Origin of the sequence: Serratia sp. BW106, from assembly GCF_002607755.1 — a bacterium.
GTDB lineage: Bacteria > Pseudomonadota > Gammaproteobacteria > Enterobacterales > Enterobacteriaceae > Serratia > Serratia proteamaculans.
The window spans coordinates 38,894-55,082 of sequence record NZ_MCGS01000050.1; the positions used below are offsets into that span (position 1 = coordinate 38,894).

A 16,189-nucleotide genomic window follows, 5' to 3' on the forward strand; every position below is an offset into this window, starting at 1 on the left:
CGGTTTACATCTGTGCAAAATACAAACTGTCGGCAAAATTTCACCGGTGAGTTAGTCTTAATAGAAAACGGAGGTAAAGATCATGAAGCGTTATCACCTGCTCTACGGCCTGTTGCTGCTGTCCGGGTTGGCCACCGCAGCCAACGGCGTCACCGAGCTCAGCTCGCAACAGCAGTTTTTCAACCAACGCAATCAGCAAGCGCAGCAACAGCGCATGCTGAATAACCAGCAGTTGGATCAGCGCCGCCTGCAACAACAGCGGCAGTTCGACAACAATCAGCAGCAACTGCAGCCAAATTTGCCGAACGGCGGGCAACTGCTGCCAAATGGTAACCAACCACGTAACCCGTTCAACCGCACCACGCCTTCGGTGCCGCAGGCTCCGTTGCCGGCTACGCCGATGCGCCCATGAGGATGATCGTAGCCGCTGTCAGCAGGGTAGAGCGGACAGCGGCAAATTTTTAACCCAGGTTAACCATTCGGAAAATCGAGGCCAATCAAATCTATCCGGTCAGTACAAATACAATCAACGCCCCAGTTCAACAACAGGCGCGCACGCGCCGGTTGGTTAACGGTATAAACCAGAATACGTAATCCCGCCGCTTTCAGCGCCGCCACCCGCTCTTCCGTCAGCTCTTTGTGGTTGATGTGCAACGATACGCAGCCCAGACGTTCGGTCAGCGCCGGCCAGTTGTCATCCCACTGATCCAGCAGCAGGCCACGTGGCAGCTCCGGCACCGTGCGCTGTGCCGCCTCAAGTGCCTCAACCGAGAATGATGAAAGCAGCGGATCGGTTTGTCCCTGCCACAGCAGACGCGCCGCCAACGCCACCACCCGGCCGGTTTCGTCATCGCTGCCGGTGGTGGGTTTGATTTCAATGTTCGCCATCATGCCATGCTGCAGGCAGCGTTCCGCCACCTCGGCCAGCAGTGGCAAACGCTCGCCCTTGTAGGCGGAGTTATACCAATTGCCGGCATCCAGTTGCACCAGCTTGTCCCACGGCAACTCACCCGCCACGCCCCAGCCGTTGCTGGTGCGATCCAGGGTATCGTCATGCAGCAGAAAAATTTGCCCGTCCTGCGCCAGTTTGGCGTCGAACTCAATCATTTTGTGGCCGTGACGCGCGCCAACGTCGATCGCCGCCAGAGTATTTTCCGGCGCCAGAGAACCGCCGCCACGGTGGGCGACAATGTGTGGGTAAGGCCAGGCTGTGGTCATTGTTCCATCCGTAATCCGCTATCGGTATCAAAAAAGTGCAGTGCCTGTGCAGGCAGCTGTAAATATAGCGTGCTGCCCGCCGCCGGCATAGTTTCATGCGACAGCCGCGTAATCACGCCGTGACCGCCCCACTGCCCGTGCGCCATATTATCTGCGCCCAACAGCTCCAGCGTTTGCAGCACCAGCGGTACGCCGCCCTGTTGCTCGGTAGTCAGTTGAATATGCTCCGGACGGATACCGAGCGTCAACGGGCGGCCGCCCCACTGCGCTTTCGCCTGCGGCAAATTCAGCATCATGCCGTCTGCCAGCCGCAGTTGGCTGCCGTCGGCGCTCAGGGTGCCAGGCAACAGATTCATCGCCGGTGAGCCAATAAAGCTGGCAACAAACAGCGATGCCGGGCGCTGGTAGACCTCGCTTGGGGTACCAATCTGCTCCGCCACGCCCTTGTTCATCACGATCACCCGCTGTGCCAGCGTCATCGCCTCCACCTGATCGTGCGTGACATACAGGCTGGTGGTTTTCAGTCGACGGTGCAGTTGCTGTAATTCCAGACGCATCTGCACACGCAGCTTGGCATCCAGGTTGGACAAGGGTTCATCAAACAGGAACACCGCCGGTTCACGCACGATAGCGCGCCCCATTGCCACCCGCTGGCGCTGCCCGCCGGAAAGCTCACGCGGCTTGCGCTGCAACAGCGGTTCCAGTTCTAAAATGCGCGCCGCTTCTTCAACCCGCTGTTGGATATGCTGTTTGCCAAAGCCGCGAATTTTCAGGCCATAGGCCATGTTGTCATACACGCTCATGTGCGGATACAGCGCGTAGTTCTGGAACACCATCGCGATGCCGCGATCTTTCGGCTCCATATCGGTCACGCGTTGACCATCGATATAAATATCGCCACTGGTGGTACGTTCCAGCCCGGCGACCATGCGCAGCAGCGTCGATTTGCCACAGCCGGACGGGCCGACCATCACGATAAACTCACCGTCCGCCACATCGAGATCGATCTGCTTAATCACCGGCGTTTTACCGTCGTAAGATTTGGTGACTGCCTGTAGTTTTAAACCTGCCATGTGAAAATTTCTCTCGTTACTTTTCGCTGTCGACGAGACCGCGTACAAACCAGCGCTGCATCAGAAGAACCACCGCCAGCGGTGGGATTAAAGTCAGAATCATCGCTGCCATTACCTGATTCCACTGGGTCGGCGCGCCGGAGGTGGAGATCATGCTTTTGATCCCCGCCACCGCGGTGCCCATTGAGGCGTCGCTGGTGATCAGGATCGGCCACAGGTACTGGTTCCAGCCGTAGATAAAGGTGATGACAAACAGCGCCGCCAGGTTGGTTTTCGACAGCGGCAGCACGATGTCCCAGAAGAAGCGCATCGGCCCCGCGCCATCAATACGCGCGGCTTCCAGCAGTTCGTCCGGCAAGGTCATAAAGAACTGGCGCAGCAGGAAGGTGGCGGTGGCAGAAGCCATCAGCGGCAGCGTCAGGCCGGTGTAACTGTCCAGCAGGTTGAGGTTGGAGATCACCTCCACCGTCGGGAAGATACGCACTTCCACCGGCAGCATCAGGGTGAGGAAAATCAGCCAGAAAAACAGGCTGCGCAGCGGGAAACGGAAGTAAACGATGGCGTAGGCCGACAGCACCGACACCAGGATTTTGCCAAAGGTGATCGCCAGCGCCATGATCACGCTATTCAGCAGCAGCAGCGAAAACGGCACCTTGAGGTTGCCCACGCCACCCTGCCAGATATTGCTGATGTTTTCCCACAGGTGGCCGCCCGGGATCAGGGTCATCGGCACCTGGAACACCTGTTTGTCATCCAGCGTGGCGGCGACAAAGGCCACGTACAGCGGGAACAGCACCACCAGCACGCCGATAATCAGCATTACGTGGCTGAAGATATCCAGCCCGCGTCGGTTCTCAATCATTGGTAGCGCACCTTACGTTCGACAAAACGGAACTGGATCACCGTCAGGCCAATCACCAACAGCATCAGGATCACCGACTGCGCTGCGGAGCTGGACAAGTCCAGACCGGCAAAGCCTTCACGGTAGATCTTGTAGATCAGCGTGGTCGTGGACTGTACCGGCCCGCCGCCGGTCGCGGCATCGATCACCGGGAAGGTATCGAAGAAGGCGTACACCAGATTCACCACCAGCAGGAAGAAGCTCACCGGCGTGATCAACGGCAACACCAGATTGAAGAAACGCCGCACTGGCCCGGCACCGTCGATGGCCGCCGCTTCCACCAGCGAGCGCGGAATGGACTGTAATGCCGCCAGGAAAAACAGGAAGTTATAGCTGATTTGCTGCCATACCGAAGCCAGCACCACCAGGAACATCGCCTGCCCGCTGTTCTGCGCGTGGTTCCAGTTGTAGCCCAAGCCGCTGAGGAAATGGGTAATCAACCCCAGACCAGGGTTAAACAGGAAAATCCACAGCACCGCCGCCACCGCAGGGGCCACCGCATAAGGCAGGATCATCAGCGTCTGGTAAATTCGGCTGCCGCGCAGCACGTAGTCCACCAGCGCGGCGAAAAACAGGGACACCACCAACCCAATCCCCGCCACCAGGAAGCTGAAGATCAGCGTGGTGTAAAACGAATCGAGGTAGTAAGGGTCCTGGAACAGCTGGGTAAAGTTATCCAGCCCGACAAACTGGCTGGACAGACCGAACGGATCTAGGCTCTGCACCGAATACCACAGTGCCTCGCCGGCGGGCCACAGGAAGAAGATTGCGGTGATCAACAGTTGCGGCAGCACCAATACGTAGGGCAGCCAGCTACAGCCGAAACCGGGACGGGAAGATGACATAGGGGTTAACCGTTAATGTGGGGAGAGGGCTGACTGAGCCCCTCTCCCCGGCCCTCTCCCAGGGGAGAGGGGGTGGATCGGTGTCGTTCGCCGGAACGGAGTCCCGGTTGACGCTACTTGGTCTGGGATTCGAAGCGACGCAGTAACACGTCACCGCGCTGTACGGCAGCGTCCAGTGCCTGCTGTGGCGTTTTCTTGCCGGTCCACACACCCTCCAGCTCTTCATCCACCACAGTACGGATCTGCGGCATATTGCCCAGGCGCAGGCCTTTGGTGAACGCTAACGGCGGCTTGTTCAGCATCTGACGTGTCGCCACATCGGCGCCCGGGTTCTTGTCGTAGAAGCCCTGTTGCTTGGTCAGATCGTAAGCGGCGGTGGTGATCGGCAGATAGCCGGTCTTTTGGTGCCATTCGGCGGCAATTTCCGGCTGCGCCAGATACTGCAGGAACTCGGCGACCCCCTTGTAGGTGGCGGCATCTTTGCCATTCATCACCCACAGGCTGGCACCCCCGATGATGGCGTTCTGCGGCGCATTCTTGGCGTCGGCGTCATACGGCATCATGCCCACGCCGTAGTTGAATTTGGCGTAGTGTTTGATATCCGCCAGTGAGCCGGATGATGCGGTAGTAATGGCGCAGTCACCGCTGTAGAACTTCTCGGTGGATTCATCTTTACGGCCGAAATAGGTGAAGTCACCCTTCTTGTTCATCTCTTCCAGCAGTTGGATATGCTTGACCTGCAACGGCTTGTTGAACTCCAGCTTGGCGCTGGTACCGCCAAAGCCGTTGTTTTCCGTAGCGAATGGCACCCCGTGCCAGGCGCTGAAGTTCTCGAGCTGGATCCAGCCCTGCCAACCGCTGGCGTAGCCGCACTTCATGCCGGCCTCGCGCAGTTTGGCGGTATCCGCCGCCAGTTCCTGCCAGGTTTTTGGCGGCTGGTCCGGGTTCAAACCGGCTTTTTTAAACGCATCTTTGTTGTAATACAGCACCGGGGTGGAGCTGTTGAACGGCTGGGACAGCAGGTGCCCGCTCTTGTTATCGGTGTAGTAACCGGACACCGTCGGCACGAATACCGACTCGTCAAAGTTGATACCGGCGTCTTTAAACACCTCATACACCGGCTTGATTGCCTTGCTGGCCATCATGGTTGCCGTACCCACCTCGTACACCTGCAGGATCGCGGGTGCTTTACCGGAGCGATAGGCCGCAATGCCCGCCGCCAGGCTCTGTTCGTAGTTACCTTTATAAACCGGGACAATTTTGACGTCGGTGTGCGACTGGTTAAAGCGGTCCGCCAGGGAATCCACTTCTTTACCCAATTCACCTTCCATCGAATGCCAGAACGGGATCTCGGTCGCCGCCAGTGCCTGAGTGCTGACCGCCAGGGTCAACGCGACGCACAGCGTAGTTTTGCGAATAGCGTAGGTGAGCATGCCTAACTCCTGAAAAAAGCTGGTGTAATAAGCGCGTGAGCGAAAAGAATCAATTCTTGTTCGGAAGTGTTCCCCTATAGCTTTCAAGTTGCAGCCAGGCGGCAACCTGATGGATCCCTCGGAGCTTAGTTAACTAAGTGACAGGGAAACATCAGGGCAGGCAACAACGCTGCGGCTTGAAAGATGACGGGGATAACATGCCATGCTCGGATGACAGAAATATAACCGTCAGATGACAGCCATATGACGGGAGAGTGAAGTGCAGATTGCGGTTTGATGTCGGCGACGGGGAAAAGTGCCCCGCCGCCGTGGGAATTACAGTGAACGACGCAGGCGGGCAACGGCTTCTTGCATCTGCTGTTCAGTGGCGGTAGCGAACGACAGGCGGAAGGTCGAGCGATCCGGATTGTCAGAGAAGAAGTATTCCCCCGGCACGAAGACCACGCCCTGCTGCAGAGTGGTTTTCAGCCATTCGGTGGCATTGAACGGCTGACGGAAACGCGCCCACAGGAACATACCGCCCTTCGGCATATCAAAGCTGATGTGGTCGCCCAGCTCTTGCTCCACCAGCCCGGCCAGGATCTCACCTTTTTGCTTGTAGGCTGCGCGGATCTTTTCGATCTGCGTCGGCAGACGATCCAGCCCCAGGTAACATTCTACGATGCTCTGCGACAGCGCGCTGGCGTGCAGATCCGCCGCCTGCTTGATGATCGCCACTTTGTGCAGCAGGAACGGCGGCAGAATTGCCCAGCCCAGACGCAGGCCCGGCGCCAGGATCTTGGAGAAGGTCGAGGTGTAGATAATGTTATCGGTATGGCCCAGCACCTGCTGCGAAATCTGGTGCAGCGTGGCGTGGCGCTCTTCGGTAAAGCGCAGCTCGCCGTACGGGTCATCTTCGATGATCAGGAAATTGTGCTCTGCGGCCAGCTTCACCAACAGCTCGCGACGGGCTGCACTCAGGGTGATACCGCTCGGGTTGCCAAAGTTCGGCACCACATACACGCCCTTGATACGCTGGGTTTTCAGTAGCTCGGCCAGTTCTTCGACCACCATGCCATCGCTGTCGGACGACACCGACATGATGTTGGCTTCCGCCAGCTCCAGCGTCTGTAACGCCGCCAGATAGGTCGGACGCTCCACCACAAACACGTCGCCCGGGTTGACGATGGCACGCATCACCAGATCCAGCGCCTGCTGAGATCCTGCTGTCACCATCACTTCTTCGGCGGTGGCAGAAACACCACGCTGGGCGCACAGCTCACAAATGCGCTCACGCAGCACCGGGCTGCCTTCGGTCAGACCATACTGGAAGGCGCTTTTCGGCTGCTCGGTGATCGCCTGATGGGTAGCGATGCTCAAACCTTCGAAATCAAACAGGGCATCAGAGGGGATGCCGCCCGCCAGCGAAATGACGTTTTCCATCTTACTGTGCTTGAGCAATTCACGGATTGCCGAGCTTTTTACTTTTACGATGCGCTGCGCGAGTAACCCTTCTGTGTTCATTTCTTCTTCTTCTCGTAATCGTTAAAAATGCAGGTGCAGCCTGAGTTACCTTTATCGGTAAATTCCCTCTAATACCCTATGGATTTCCAGTTACAGCCAGGCGACCAACTCGCTTATCCTCCAGGAGCTTACTTTAGTAAGTGACTGGGGTAAGCGAGTGCAGTTAACAACGCTGTAGCTTGAAAGACGACGGGTATTTCAGCCGCCCAGATATGCCGACCTAACTGCTTCGTTTGCTAACAATGCGGCTCCCGTATCTTCCAACACCACGCGGCCGTTTTCCAGTACATAACCACGATCTGCCAGTTTCAGCGCCTGATTGGCGTTTTGCTCCACCAGGAAGATGGTCATTCCCTCTTCGCGCAGTTGCTGAATGATGTCAAAAATCTGTTGAATAATGATCGGTGCCAGCCCCAGGGAGGGTTCGTCGAGCAACAGTAACTTTGGTTGGCTCATCAGCGCACGACCGATCGCCAACATCTGTTGCTCACCGCCGGACATCGTGCCGGAGCGCTGAGCACGGCGTTCCAGCAAGCGTGGGAACAGCTCGAACACCCGCTCGATGCGTTGCTGATACTGCTGACGGTCGGCAAAAAAACCGCCCATCGCCAGATTCTCTTCCACCGTCATGCGCGAGAACACCCGCCGCCCTTCTGGCACAATAGCCACCGCCTCACGCATGATGCGCGAGGTCTGCCACTGGGTGATGTCCTGATCGAGGAAGGTGATGCTGCCTTCGCTGGCGCGAGGTTCCCCGCACAGCGTGCCGAGCAGCGTGGTTTTACCGGCTCCGTTAGCGCCGATCAGCGTGACTATCTCGCCCTGCTTAATGTTCAGGCTGACCTGATGCAGCGCCTGGATTTTGCCGTAATGGGCGGATACCTGATTAAATGACAACATAAATTATTCGCCCAGATAGGCCCGGATCACGTCCGGGTTGTTACGGATTTCTGCCGGGGTGCCCTGCGCCAGCGGCGTACCCTGGTTCACCACGTAGATGCGGTCGGAAATGCCCATCACCAGCTTCATGTCGTGTTCAATCAACAGTACCGACACCTTATGCTGATTACGCAGTTCGACAATCAGGTGGTCCAGCTCGTCGGTTTCCTTCGGGTTCAGCCCCGCCGCCGGCTCGTCCAGCATCAGCAGTTCCGGCCGGGTGACCATGCAGCGTGCAATCTCCAGCCGCCGCTGTTGCCCGTAAGCCAGGTTACCCGCCGAGCGGTTAGCCATCTCCAGCAGGCCAACCCGTTGCAACCACACCGCAGCACGATCCAACGCATCGGCTTCGGCGCGACGGAAAGCCGGCGTTTTTAGCAGGCCGGCGAAGACGCCGCTTTTCAGATGCTGATGCTGCGCGACCAACAGGTTTTCGATCACCGTCATTTCACGAAACAGCCGCACGTGCTGGAAAGTCCGCACCACGCCCATGCGAGCAATCGTCTGGCCGGGCAACCCTTCCAGGTGACGTTCGCGCAGTTTGATGGTGCCACCAGTCGGGCGGTAGAAGCCGGTCAGGCAGTTAAACACCGTGGTTTTTCCGGCACCGTTCGGGCCAATCAGCGAAACAATTTCGCCTTCATTCAGCTCCAGCGCCACGTTATTGACCGCCAGCAGGCCGCCGAAACGCATCGACAGCCCTTCGACCTTCAGCAAAGGTTGCACACTCATGCCTGCTCTCCCTTGCCCGCGTGGATATCTGCCGCTTTCAGTTTGAGCTGTGGCCGTTTCATCGGCAGCAGCCCCTGCGGCCGCCAAATCATCATCAACACCATCAGGGCACCCAGCAACAACATGCTGTATTCGTTCAGATCACGCATCAGTTCGCGCGATACCACCAGCAGAATAGCCGCCAGGATCACTGCAAACTGTGACCCCATGCCACCCAATACCACAATCGCCAACACGAAGGCCGACTCGACGAAGGTAAAGGATTCCGGGCTGACAAAGCCCTGACGCGCAGCAAACAGCGTGCCGGCAAACCCGGCGAAGGCGGCGCTGATGGTGAAGGCGGTCAGTTTGATTTTGGTCGGGTTAAGGCCCAGTGAACGGCAGGCGATTTCATCTTCGCGCAGCGCTTCCCAGGCACGGCCCAGCGGCATGCGCAGCAGACGATTAATCACAAACAACGTCAGCACCACCAACAGCAGTGCCACCAGGTACAAAAACACGATGCGATCGCTCGGATCGTATTTCAGACCAAAGAAGTTATGGAAGGTGTCCCAGCCGCCGTCACGCAGGCTGCGGTTGAACTCCAGCCCAAAGAAGGTCGGTTTCGGGATCTGGCTGATACCGTTCGGCCCGCCGGTGATCTCGGTATTGTTCAGCAGCAGGATGCGCACGATCTCACCGAAGCCCAGCGTCACAATCGCCAGGTAGTCGCCGCGCAGTCGCAGCACCGGGAAACCGAGCAGGAAACCAAAGATGGCGGTGACTATGCCCGCCAGCGGCAGGCTTTCCCAAAAACCCAGACCATAGTAGTGGTTCAGCAGCGCGTAGGTGTAAGCGCCGATGGCGTAAAAGCCGCCGTAACCCAGCACCAGCAGCCCGGACAGCCCAACCACCACGTTCAGGCCCAGACCCAGCATCACGTAGATCAGCGTCAGGGTGGCGATATCCACCGTGCCACGCGACACCAGAAACGGCCAGGCGACGGCGGCAACAATGATCGCCGCGGCCAGCAGCTTCTGACGCGCGGTGGTGCCATCAAAGCTAGGTAACACGAATGAAGGGCCGGAGATTTTTTTCAGCCCCTGCTGCATCAGCGGGCGCAGTAACTGGAAGAAGAACACGATGACGCAGCCAATGCCGATCCACATCCAGCGGACTTCCGCCGCGCCATGCACCACCAGTTTGGTGCCGTCGAGACTCAGCTGCATCCCCATCAGGAATGAAGCCATCACAAACAGCACCAGGGTGGCGATCAACGCATTGAGCAGATTGAGTTTCATACCTTCTCAACCTCCGGACGCCCAAGGATGCCGGTTGGCATGATCAGCAACACCACGATCAACAGCGCGAACGACACCACGTCTTTATATTCGGTGCTCAGGTAGGCTGAGGTCAGCGCTTCCGCCACGCCCAGTACCAGGCCGCCAATCATTGCGCCGGGAATGCTGCCGATGCCGCCCAGCACGGCCGCGGTAAAGGCTTTCATACCGGCCATAAAACCGATGTACGGGTTGATCACCCCGTAGAACTGGCCCAACAGCACGCCGGCCACCGCCGCCATCACTGCGCCAATCACGAAGGTCAGCGAGATTACCCGATCGGTATTGATACCCAGCAGGCTGGCCATCTTCAAATCTTCCGCGCAGGCACGGCAAGCGCGGCCCATGCGCGAGTAACGAATAAATATCGTCAGCGCCAGCATCGCCAGGAAGGTGACGACCCAGATAATCAACTGCATGGTGGTGATGGTGGCGGCAAAGCCGTTGCTTTCACCCAACACCCACTGGCCGGTGACCAGGCTTGGCAGCGCCAGATCGCGCGAACCCTGCGTCAGGCTGACGTAGTTTTGCAGAAATATCGACATCCCGATGGCGGAGATCAGCGCGATCAGACGTTTGGAGTTGCGCACCGGCTTGTAGGCCACTCGCTCAATACTCCAGCCGTAGGCACTGGCAATGACGATCGACACCAGGAAACCGGCGCCAATCAGCAGCCAGCTAACGTCGATACCCACCATCATCAGGGCGGCGATAACAATAAAGGAGACATAGCTGCCGATCATATACACCTCGCCGTGGGCGAAGTTGATCATGCCGATGATGCCGTAGACCATGGTGTAACCGATGGCGATCAATGCATAGGTGCTGCCCAACGTGACGCCGTTGAACATCTGCTGCAGAAAATAGAGAACCTGCTCTGACATACTCTAACCCTTGGCTGCGAAACCTGAACGCGAAGATCATTCAGGTAAAGGGATACGGAGCCGGCGAACCGGCCCGCGGGCGCAGCAGAACTGCGCCCTACCCTGATGATTATGGCTTATTTAATCGGTGTTGATGTGCCGTCTGCATGCCACTCGAACACGCCGAACTCGAAGCCTTTCAGATCGCCTTTGTCATCCCAGCTCAGCGGCCCCATCACGGTGTCCACCGGCTTGCCGGTTTTCAGATCCTTGACGATGTCGGCCGGCTCCTGGCTGCCGCTGCGCTCCATCCCGGTGGTCAGAGATTGCAGTGCGGCGTAAGTCGTCCAGACGAACGGACCGGTCGGATCCAGTTTCTTGGCTTTCAACGCATCCACGACAGGTTTGTTGGCCGGAACCTGATCGTAGCGTTTCGGCAAGGTCACCAGCATGCCTTCAGAAGCGGCACCGGCGATGTTAGACAGTGAGGAGTTGCCCACACCCTCTGGCCCCATAAAGCGGGTGGTCAGGCCGGCCTGTTTGGCCTGGCGCAGGATCTGACCCATTTCCGGGTAGTAACCGCCGAAGTAAACGAAATCGACGTTCTCTTTCTTCAGACGCGCCACCAGAGTGGAGAAATCTTTATCGCCGGCGGTGATGCCTTCAAACATCACCACGTCGGTACCCTGTTTTTTCAGGCTGTCACGCACCGAGCGCGCCAGACCTTCGCCGTACTGTTGTTTATCGTGGATCACCGCAATGCGCTTGGGTTTGATCTCACTGAGAATGTATTTGGCCGCCGTCGGGCCCTGATCGGAGTCCAGGCCGGTGGTGCGCATGATCATCTTGTAGCCGCGGGTGGTCAGATCGGCGTTGGTGGCCGCCGGGGTAATCATGATCACGCCTTCATCTTCATAAATATCGGAAGCCGGCTGCGTCGAGGAAGAGCACAGGTGGCCAATCACATAGCGGATACCGTCGTTGATCACCTTGTTGGCCACCGCTACCGCCTGTTTCGGGTCACAGGCGTCATCGTATTCCACGGCGACCAGCTTATCGCCCTTGATACCGCCCTTGGCATTGATGTCGGCAATCGCCTGACGGGCACCGGTGAACTCCATGTCACCATACTGTGCGACCGGCCCTGACATCGCCCCGACGATCGCAACCTTAATGTCTTTGGCCATTGCCGCATGCCCGATAGCCATCGCGATACAACCTGCCAACAGCGCCTTACCTTTTGTTAATTTCATCCGCAAATCCCCATCTGTCGTTGTGAACGTACCTGTTGTGTTTGCCTGCACCTGACCCTTATTTACTGCTTTTATTCATAAGTAATAATGATTTAGGTGTTTTCATGGCAATATTTTCTAATAAGACTTTATTTTTCATGCCATTAAACAGGAATTTTCTGCTGCAAATCAACTTGCACAATCAGGAACAAGCGGTGTAAACAGCATAAAATCCGGATTAAATCTGCGCTGTTTAGCATCAGGCGCAGCGTGTTATGCTGGTTCTCGATCGATTCACTACATATTTACTCGGAAAATGCGTCTTGCAAAAAACATTTCGCCCAGTAATCGTACAGAAAAACTTACACATCGCTCTGCGCAAGATCTATTACACTGTCGGCATCGATTAGCCGTTCGGAAATCCTGCATGAAACTGACCATTGAGCGATTAACCACGCTGTCCCCACAAGACCTTATCGACCTTGGCAAAATCTGGCCGCATCAGCAGCCGGAACAGTGGGAAAGCTGGCTGGGCGGCGATAAAGCGCTGTTTGCCGCTCGCTTCAACGAACGCCTGCTGGGCGCGGTGAAAATCGAGCTGAATGGTGATCACGCCAAGTTGCAGGATTTACTGGTGCGCGAAGTGACGCGCCGCCGCGGTGTCGGGCTGTATCTGGTACAGGACGCCCAGCGCCAACTGCCGCAGATAACGCACTGGCAGCTTTCTACCGCCGGTCTGACGCCACGCGAACGCGGTGAGGTGGATAACTTTATGCGCGCCTGCGGGTTCACACAGCAAGGCGAACTCTGGCAGCAATGAAACGCAGGCTAATGGCGTTATTAATGCTGGCCCTGGCATCGCTCGCCTGGTTCGGCGGCCGTCAGCAGGCACTGCAGTTACCGCAGCCCTGGGATAACCAGGTCTACGTCTGGCAACGGGTCTGGACGCCGCAACATGCAGTGGCGTTGGCGCAAAGCCGCGATCTGTTCCCTGCATTGCGGGTGCTGGGTTTGCAGGTGCATCCGCGTGAAGGCTGGCGTGAGATCCCGGTCAATCTGCCGTTACTGAAACAAGATGGCCGCCCGCTGTGGTTAGTGGCTCGTCTGGACGGACAACTGGCGCAGTTGGATGAGCCCGCCATTCGCCAGCGCCTGCTAAAGCAGGTACAGCAGTGGCAGGCCGCCGGGCTGCAGGTCGTCGGCGTTGAAATAGACCATGACGCCGCCACCGCACGTCTGCCTGATTATCAGCATTTCCTCCAGCAACTGCGTCAACAGCTCCCTCACTCACTGCAACTGGGCATTACCGCCTTACCGGCCTGGATCGGCTCCGCGGCGTTGCCGGGTGTATTACAACAGGTGGACAGTTCGGTACTGCAGGTGCATGCGGTGCTGTCTCCTCTGCAAGGGTTATTTTCCGGCCCGTTGGCACTGCGCTGGATAAAACAGTACGCGAAAATCACGCCAAAACCCTTCCGGGTGGCATTGCCCGCCTATGGCATGGGTCTGGTGGGGTCTGATGCGCAAGGTGCACAGGTTGAAAGCGAAGCCTCGCTGCGCGTCGCAGGCACCTCACGCGAGCTGACGGTCGCGCCGCAACAGGTGGCTGATTTTCTGCATCAGCTGAACGCGCAGGCCATACCGCACCTGCGTGGCATTATCTGGTTCCGGCTACCGCTGGCGGAAGATCGTCGTGCCTGGTCGCTGGCTACGCTGCGGGCGGTGATAGAAAACCGGCCGCTCAGCGTCAACTGGCAGGTAAAATTTAGCCCTCAGCCACAGCAAAATGGGTTGAATGATCTGATAATTCATAATAACGGGCCGGTTGACGCCCCGCTGCCCCATGAAATCGTCATCACCGCCAGCGAGTGCCTGGCGGGGGATGCCGCGGGCAATTACCGGCTGGAAAGTGAGCCTCAACGGCAACGCTTTGTCCTGATTAGCGGCGACCAACTACGCGCCGGGCAATCCCGGCCACTGGGCTGGCTACGCTGCCAACAACTGACGCCAGGAGGCACCCTTGTCACACCTTAATACTCGCACCCTTCCACTGGCTGCACTGATCGGCTCAGCGTTAGCGATGCCGATTAACGGTTACGCCTGCGGGCCGGATTTCCCTAACCGGTTGCTGGTCGATCGCAATGGCACGCTGCTGTACATGCCGGAGGGCAACTTTGCCTTTGAAGCCGGCCGCCTGGTCGCCGTGGATAAACAGCTGCCGTTATGGAAAGCGCCACCGCCGCCTATGCCGCCGAAACCCATGCCGCAGCCGCCGGAGACCATCATCATTGGCAAAATGCGCGCCGCCAAAACGGTTGAGGAAGCCGATGCGGTCAATACCCAGGGGCTGTCTGACGCTGCGCGCCTTTACCAATTGGGCGCCGTAGCTTTTGCCGGTGAAGATCCACGTGCCGGCGAATACTTTAAACAGGTGCTGGCACTGCCCACCGCAGAGCAGGGCGACTGGGGGCTGCGGGCGCAGTACTCACTGGGTCGGTTGCTGATGAACGACCATGGCACGCCAGAGAACGAGAACGGCGCGGCGACCACGGTAGTTAAACACCCGGCGAAACCACAGCTGGAGCAAGCGCTGGCGGCTTTCCAGCAGGTGATTGAGCGAGTGAAAACCGGCACGGCCGATCCGGATCAGCTGGCGCTGAGCAGCCTGGGGCAACAGGCACGTATTCACCTGTGGCTGAATGACGTCACTCAAGCGGCGCGGCTGTATGCGCAGCAGGCGGCACAGGGCGATCAAGAGGGTGGACTGTCGCTGCAGTACGTCTCCAGTTATCTGGTCAACCCTGACCACTTCGAGGTGCTAAAACAGGCGATTGCCGATCCGCTGATCCAACAGCTGGTGACCATCGAACTGTTCGCCCGCAGCAGTAATCTGCAAATGGCCGACACCGACGGCACCAGCAGCCGCTCAACGCAGATCGTCAGCCAAATTCTGACGCTGTTGGATGCCTCGGTGAAAAGCGGCTTCAGCGGCAGCGATCGATTAGCGGCATTGGCTTACCGCGCCGGACAATATCCGATGGCGGCCAGCCTGCTGAAACACGCCGGTGACAGCGGCCTGGCCTGGTGGCTACGCGCCAAGATGGCGCTGCGTGACGGTGATGTTAAGGCCGCGACTGCAGACTACGCCAAAGCGGCGGCCGCTTTCCCATCCAGTGAAAGCTGGGGTGAGCAGCGCAATGCCGACTTTACGCCGGAAACTATCGTCCCCGAGTGTCGGGTGGCCGGGGAACAGGCGATCCTGGCGTTGGATCGCGGTGACTATCTGCAGGCGATGGATTTCCTGTATCGCGGCAAAGCGCTTTATTGGGCGGACGTCGCCGACGTGGCCGAACGGGTGCTGACCGTCGACGAACTGAAAGGCTTTGTCGATAAGCATGCGCCTGCGCCGACCACGCCGCTGAAACCGGTCAATCCGGACGAATACAACGGCCAGCCCCTCACGCCGGAAGTGCAATTGCGCGAACTGCTGGCGCGGCGGCTGATGCGCGCCGGACGTCCTCAAGAGGCCATGGGTTATTTTGACATCCCTAACTATCGCCAGGTGGCGCAACAGTACGCCGATAAGCTGAAAACGGCTCAGGACAAAACCACCGATAAACTGGCGCGCGCCCAAGCCTACTATCAGGCGGCAACGCTGCTGCGCACCCAGGGGTTAACCTTCACCGGTTATGAAATGACGCCGGATTACGCGATTTATGACGCGGGCTATTCCTATCTGGGGGATGCCTTTGATACCCGTGAATTGAAGCATAAGAGCTGGATCAGCAGCGCAGAGGCCGCGCGGGCCAAAGCGGCATTGCCACCGCAGGATAATCGCTTCCTGCATTATCGTTGGCAGGCCGTCACACTGGCCCAGCAGGCGGCCGATTTGTTGCCGCCTAAAAGCCAGGCCTATGCTGCCGTGCTGTGTAATGCCGCCGGTTGGGTGATCAAACGTGATGCAAAAACCGGTCAGGCGTTGTACCAGCGCTATATCAACACCGGGACTCGTTACCCCTGGGCCAACAAGTTTGGCTATAGCTGCCCGGCACCGGACTTCGCCGCCGTTGCGCCATAACGCCGAATTTCAGGCACAAAAAAGCCCGGCTAGCCGCAATGCCGATCAGTTAA

The 16,189-nt window shown here is 58.0% G+C and carries 15 protein-coding genes; 4 read left to right on the forward strand and 11 right to left on the reverse strand.

Annotation, left to right across the window (positions count from 1 at the left end; genetic code table 11):
* Positions 1-82: 82 nt before the first annotated feature.
* Positions 83-412, forward strand: coding sequence for a hypothetical protein (locus BEI65_RS24645; protein WP_099065490.1), 330 nt, complete (start codon positions 83-85; stop codon positions 410-412).
* 59 nt (positions 413-471) lie between these two features.
* Here the strand turns inward: BEI65_RS24645 and ugpQ are convergent, their stop codons facing one another.
* The 11 genes from ugpQ to BEI65_RS24700 all read right to left on the reverse strand — a co-directional run bounded on the left by ugpQ (position 472) and on the right by BEI65_RS24700 (position 12,079).
* Positions 472-1,218 (reverse strand): glycerophosphodiester phosphodiesterase, encoded by a 747-nt coding sequence (ugpQ, locus tag BEI65_RS24650; protein ID WP_099065491.1) that lies wholly within the window; start codon positions 1,216-1,218, stop codon positions 472-474.
* The gene (locus BEI65_RS24655) at positions 1,215-2,291 is read right to left on the reverse strand and encodes a sn-glycerol-3-phosphate import ATP-binding protein UgpC (RefSeq protein ID WP_099065492.1); all 1,077 of its coding nucleotides are present in this window, start codon (positions 2,289-2,291) and stop codon (positions 1,215-1,217) included. The genes ugpQ and BEI65_RS24655 overlap by 4 nt, the downstream gene beginning before the upstream one ends.
* 16 nt (positions 2,292-2,307) lie before the next feature.
* Positions 2,308-3,153: a sn-glycerol-3-phosphate ABC transporter permease UgpE gene (gene ugpE, locus BEI65_RS24660; RefSeq protein ID WP_085116517.1), complete on the reverse strand. Its 846-nt coding sequence runs from the start codon at positions 3,151-3,153 to the stop codon at positions 2,308-2,310.
* Complete coding sequence (gene ugpA, locus BEI65_RS24665) at positions 3,150-4,037, reverse strand: sn-glycerol-3-phosphate ABC transporter permease UgpA (RefSeq protein WP_099065493.1); 888 nt, start codon at positions 4,035-4,037, stop codon at positions 3,150-3,152. The genes ugpE and ugpA overlap by 4 nt, the downstream gene beginning before the upstream one ends.
* 113 nt (positions 4,038-4,150) lie before the next feature.
* The gene (gene ugpB / locus BEI65_RS24670; protein ID WP_099065494.1) at positions 4,151-5,470 is read right to left on the reverse strand and encodes a sn-glycerol-3-phosphate ABC transporter substrate-binding protein UgpB; all 1,320 of its coding nucleotides are present in this window, start codon (positions 5,468-5,470) and stop codon (positions 4,151-4,153) included.
* Positions 5,471-5,785: 315 nt separating this feature from the next.
* The gene (locus BEI65_RS24675) at positions 5,786-6,973 is read right to left on the reverse strand and encodes a PLP-dependent aminotransferase family protein (protein WP_099065495.1); all 1,188 of its coding nucleotides are present in this window, start codon (positions 6,971-6,973) and stop codon (positions 5,786-5,788) included.
* Between the two features lie 198 nt (positions 6,974-7,171).
* Entirely contained in the window at positions 7,172-7,873 is a 702-nt protein-coding gene (gene livF, locus BEI65_RS24680; RefSeq protein WP_085116513.1) for a high-affinity branched-chain amino acid ABC transporter ATP-binding protein LivF, read from the reverse strand.
* 3 nt (positions 7,874-7,876) lie between these two features.
* Entirely contained in the window at positions 7,877-8,644 is a 768-nt protein-coding gene (gene livG, locus BEI65_RS24685; RefSeq protein ID WP_099065496.1) for a high-affinity branched-chain amino acid ABC transporter ATP-binding protein LivG, read from the reverse strand.
* Positions 8,641-9,924: a high-affinity branched-chain amino acid ABC transporter permease LivM gene (locus BEI65_RS24690; protein ID WP_085116511.1), complete on the reverse strand. Its 1,284-nt coding sequence runs from the start codon at positions 9,922-9,924 to the stop codon at positions 8,641-8,643. The genes livG and BEI65_RS24690 overlap by 4 nt, the downstream gene beginning before the upstream one ends.
* Positions 9,921-10,847, reverse strand: a complete 927-nt coding sequence (gene livH, locus BEI65_RS24695) for a high-affinity branched-chain amino acid ABC transporter permease LivH (protein WP_012004699.1) — start codon at positions 10,845-10,847, stop codon at positions 9,921-9,923. The genes BEI65_RS24690 and livH overlap by 4 nt, the downstream gene beginning before the upstream one ends.
* A gap of 116 nt (positions 10,848-10,963) precedes the next feature.
* Complete coding sequence (locus BEI65_RS24700; RefSeq protein ID WP_099065497.1) at positions 10,964-12,079, reverse strand: branched-chain amino acid ABC transporter substrate-binding protein; 1,116 nt, start codon at positions 12,077-12,079, stop codon at positions 10,964-10,966.
* Between the two features lie 406 nt (positions 12,080-12,485).
* On the opposite strand from BEI65_RS24700, the gene panM reads away from it, so the two are divergent.
* Genes panM through BEI65_RS24715 form a run of 3 tightly spaced genes read left to right on the forward strand, consistent with a single transcriptional unit; the run spans position 12,486 to position 16,136 of the window.
* Positions 12,486-12,878, forward strand: coding sequence for an aspartate 1-decarboxylase autocleavage activator PanM (gene panM, locus BEI65_RS24705; RefSeq protein ID WP_085116510.1), 393 nt, complete (start codon positions 12,486-12,488; stop codon positions 12,876-12,878).
* Positions 12,875-14,092 (forward strand): DUF3142 domain-containing protein, encoded by a 1,218-nt coding sequence (locus BEI65_RS24710; RefSeq protein WP_099065498.1) that lies wholly within the window; start codon positions 12,875-12,877, stop codon positions 14,090-14,092. Before panM ends, BEI65_RS24710 begins: the two co-directional genes overlap by 4 nt.
* Positions 14,093-14,138: 46 nt before the next feature.
* Positions 14,139-16,136, forward strand: coding sequence for a hypothetical protein (locus tag BEI65_RS24715; RefSeq protein ID WP_232519156.1), 1,998 nt, complete (start codon positions 14,139-14,141; stop codon positions 16,134-16,136).
* Positions 16,137-16,189: the final 53 nt, after the last annotated feature.

Bases quoted from the DNA above. Each gene is read 5' to 3' on its own strand.
- BEI65_RS24645 (WP_099065490.1), top strand. From the start codon at position 83: ATGAAGCGTTATCACCTGCTCTACGGCCTGTTGCTGCTGTCCGGGTTG.
- ugpQ (WP_099065491.1), bottom strand. From the start codon at position 1,218: ATGACCACAGCCTGGCCTTACCCACACATTGTCGCCCACCGTGGCGGC.
- BEI65_RS24655 (WP_099065492.1), bottom strand. From the start codon at position 2,291: ATGGCAGGTTTAAAACTACAGGCAGTCACCAAATCTTACGACGGTAAA.
- ugpE (WP_085116517.1), bottom strand. From the start codon at position 3,153: ATGATTGAGAACCGACGCGGGCTGGATATCTTCAGCCACGTAATGCTG.
- ugpA (WP_099065493.1), bottom strand. From the start codon at position 4,037: ATGTCATCTTCCCGTCCCGGTTTCGGCTGTAGCTGGCTGCCCTACGTA.
- ugpB (WP_099065494.1), bottom strand. From the start codon at position 5,470: ATGCTCACCTACGCTATTCGCAAAACTACGCTGTGCGTCGCGTTGACC.
- BEI65_RS24675 (WP_099065495.1), bottom strand. From the start codon at position 6,973: ATGAACACAGAAGGGTTACTCGCGCAGCGCATCGTAAAAGTAAAAAGC.
- livF (WP_085116513.1), bottom strand. From the start codon at position 7,873: ATGTTGTCATTTAATCAGGTATCCGCCCATTACGGCAAAATCCAGGCG.
- livG (WP_099065496.1), bottom strand. From the start codon at position 8,644: ATGAGTGTGCAACCTTTGCTGAAGGTCGAAGGGCTGTCGATGCGTTTC.
- BEI65_RS24690 (WP_085116511.1), bottom strand. From the start codon at position 9,924: ATGAAACTCAATCTGCTCAATGCGTTGATCGCCACCCTGGTGCTGTTT.
- livH (WP_012004699.1), bottom strand. From the start codon at position 10,847: ATGTCAGAGCAGGTTCTCTATTTTCTGCAGCAGATGTTCAACGGCGTC.
- BEI65_RS24700 (WP_099065497.1), bottom strand. From the start codon at position 12,079: ATGAAATTAACAAAAGGTAAGGCGCTGTTGGCAGGTTGTATCGCGATG.
- panM (WP_085116510.1), top strand. From the start codon at position 12,486: ATGAAACTGACCATTGAGCGATTAACCACGCTGTCCCCACAAGACCTT.
- BEI65_RS24710 (WP_099065498.1), top strand. From the start codon at position 12,875: ATGAAACGCAGGCTAATGGCGTTATTAATGCTGGCCCTGGCATCGCTC.
- BEI65_RS24715 (WP_232519156.1), top strand. From the start codon at position 14,139: ATGCCGATTAACGGTTACGCCTGCGGGCCGGATTTCCCTAACCGGTTG.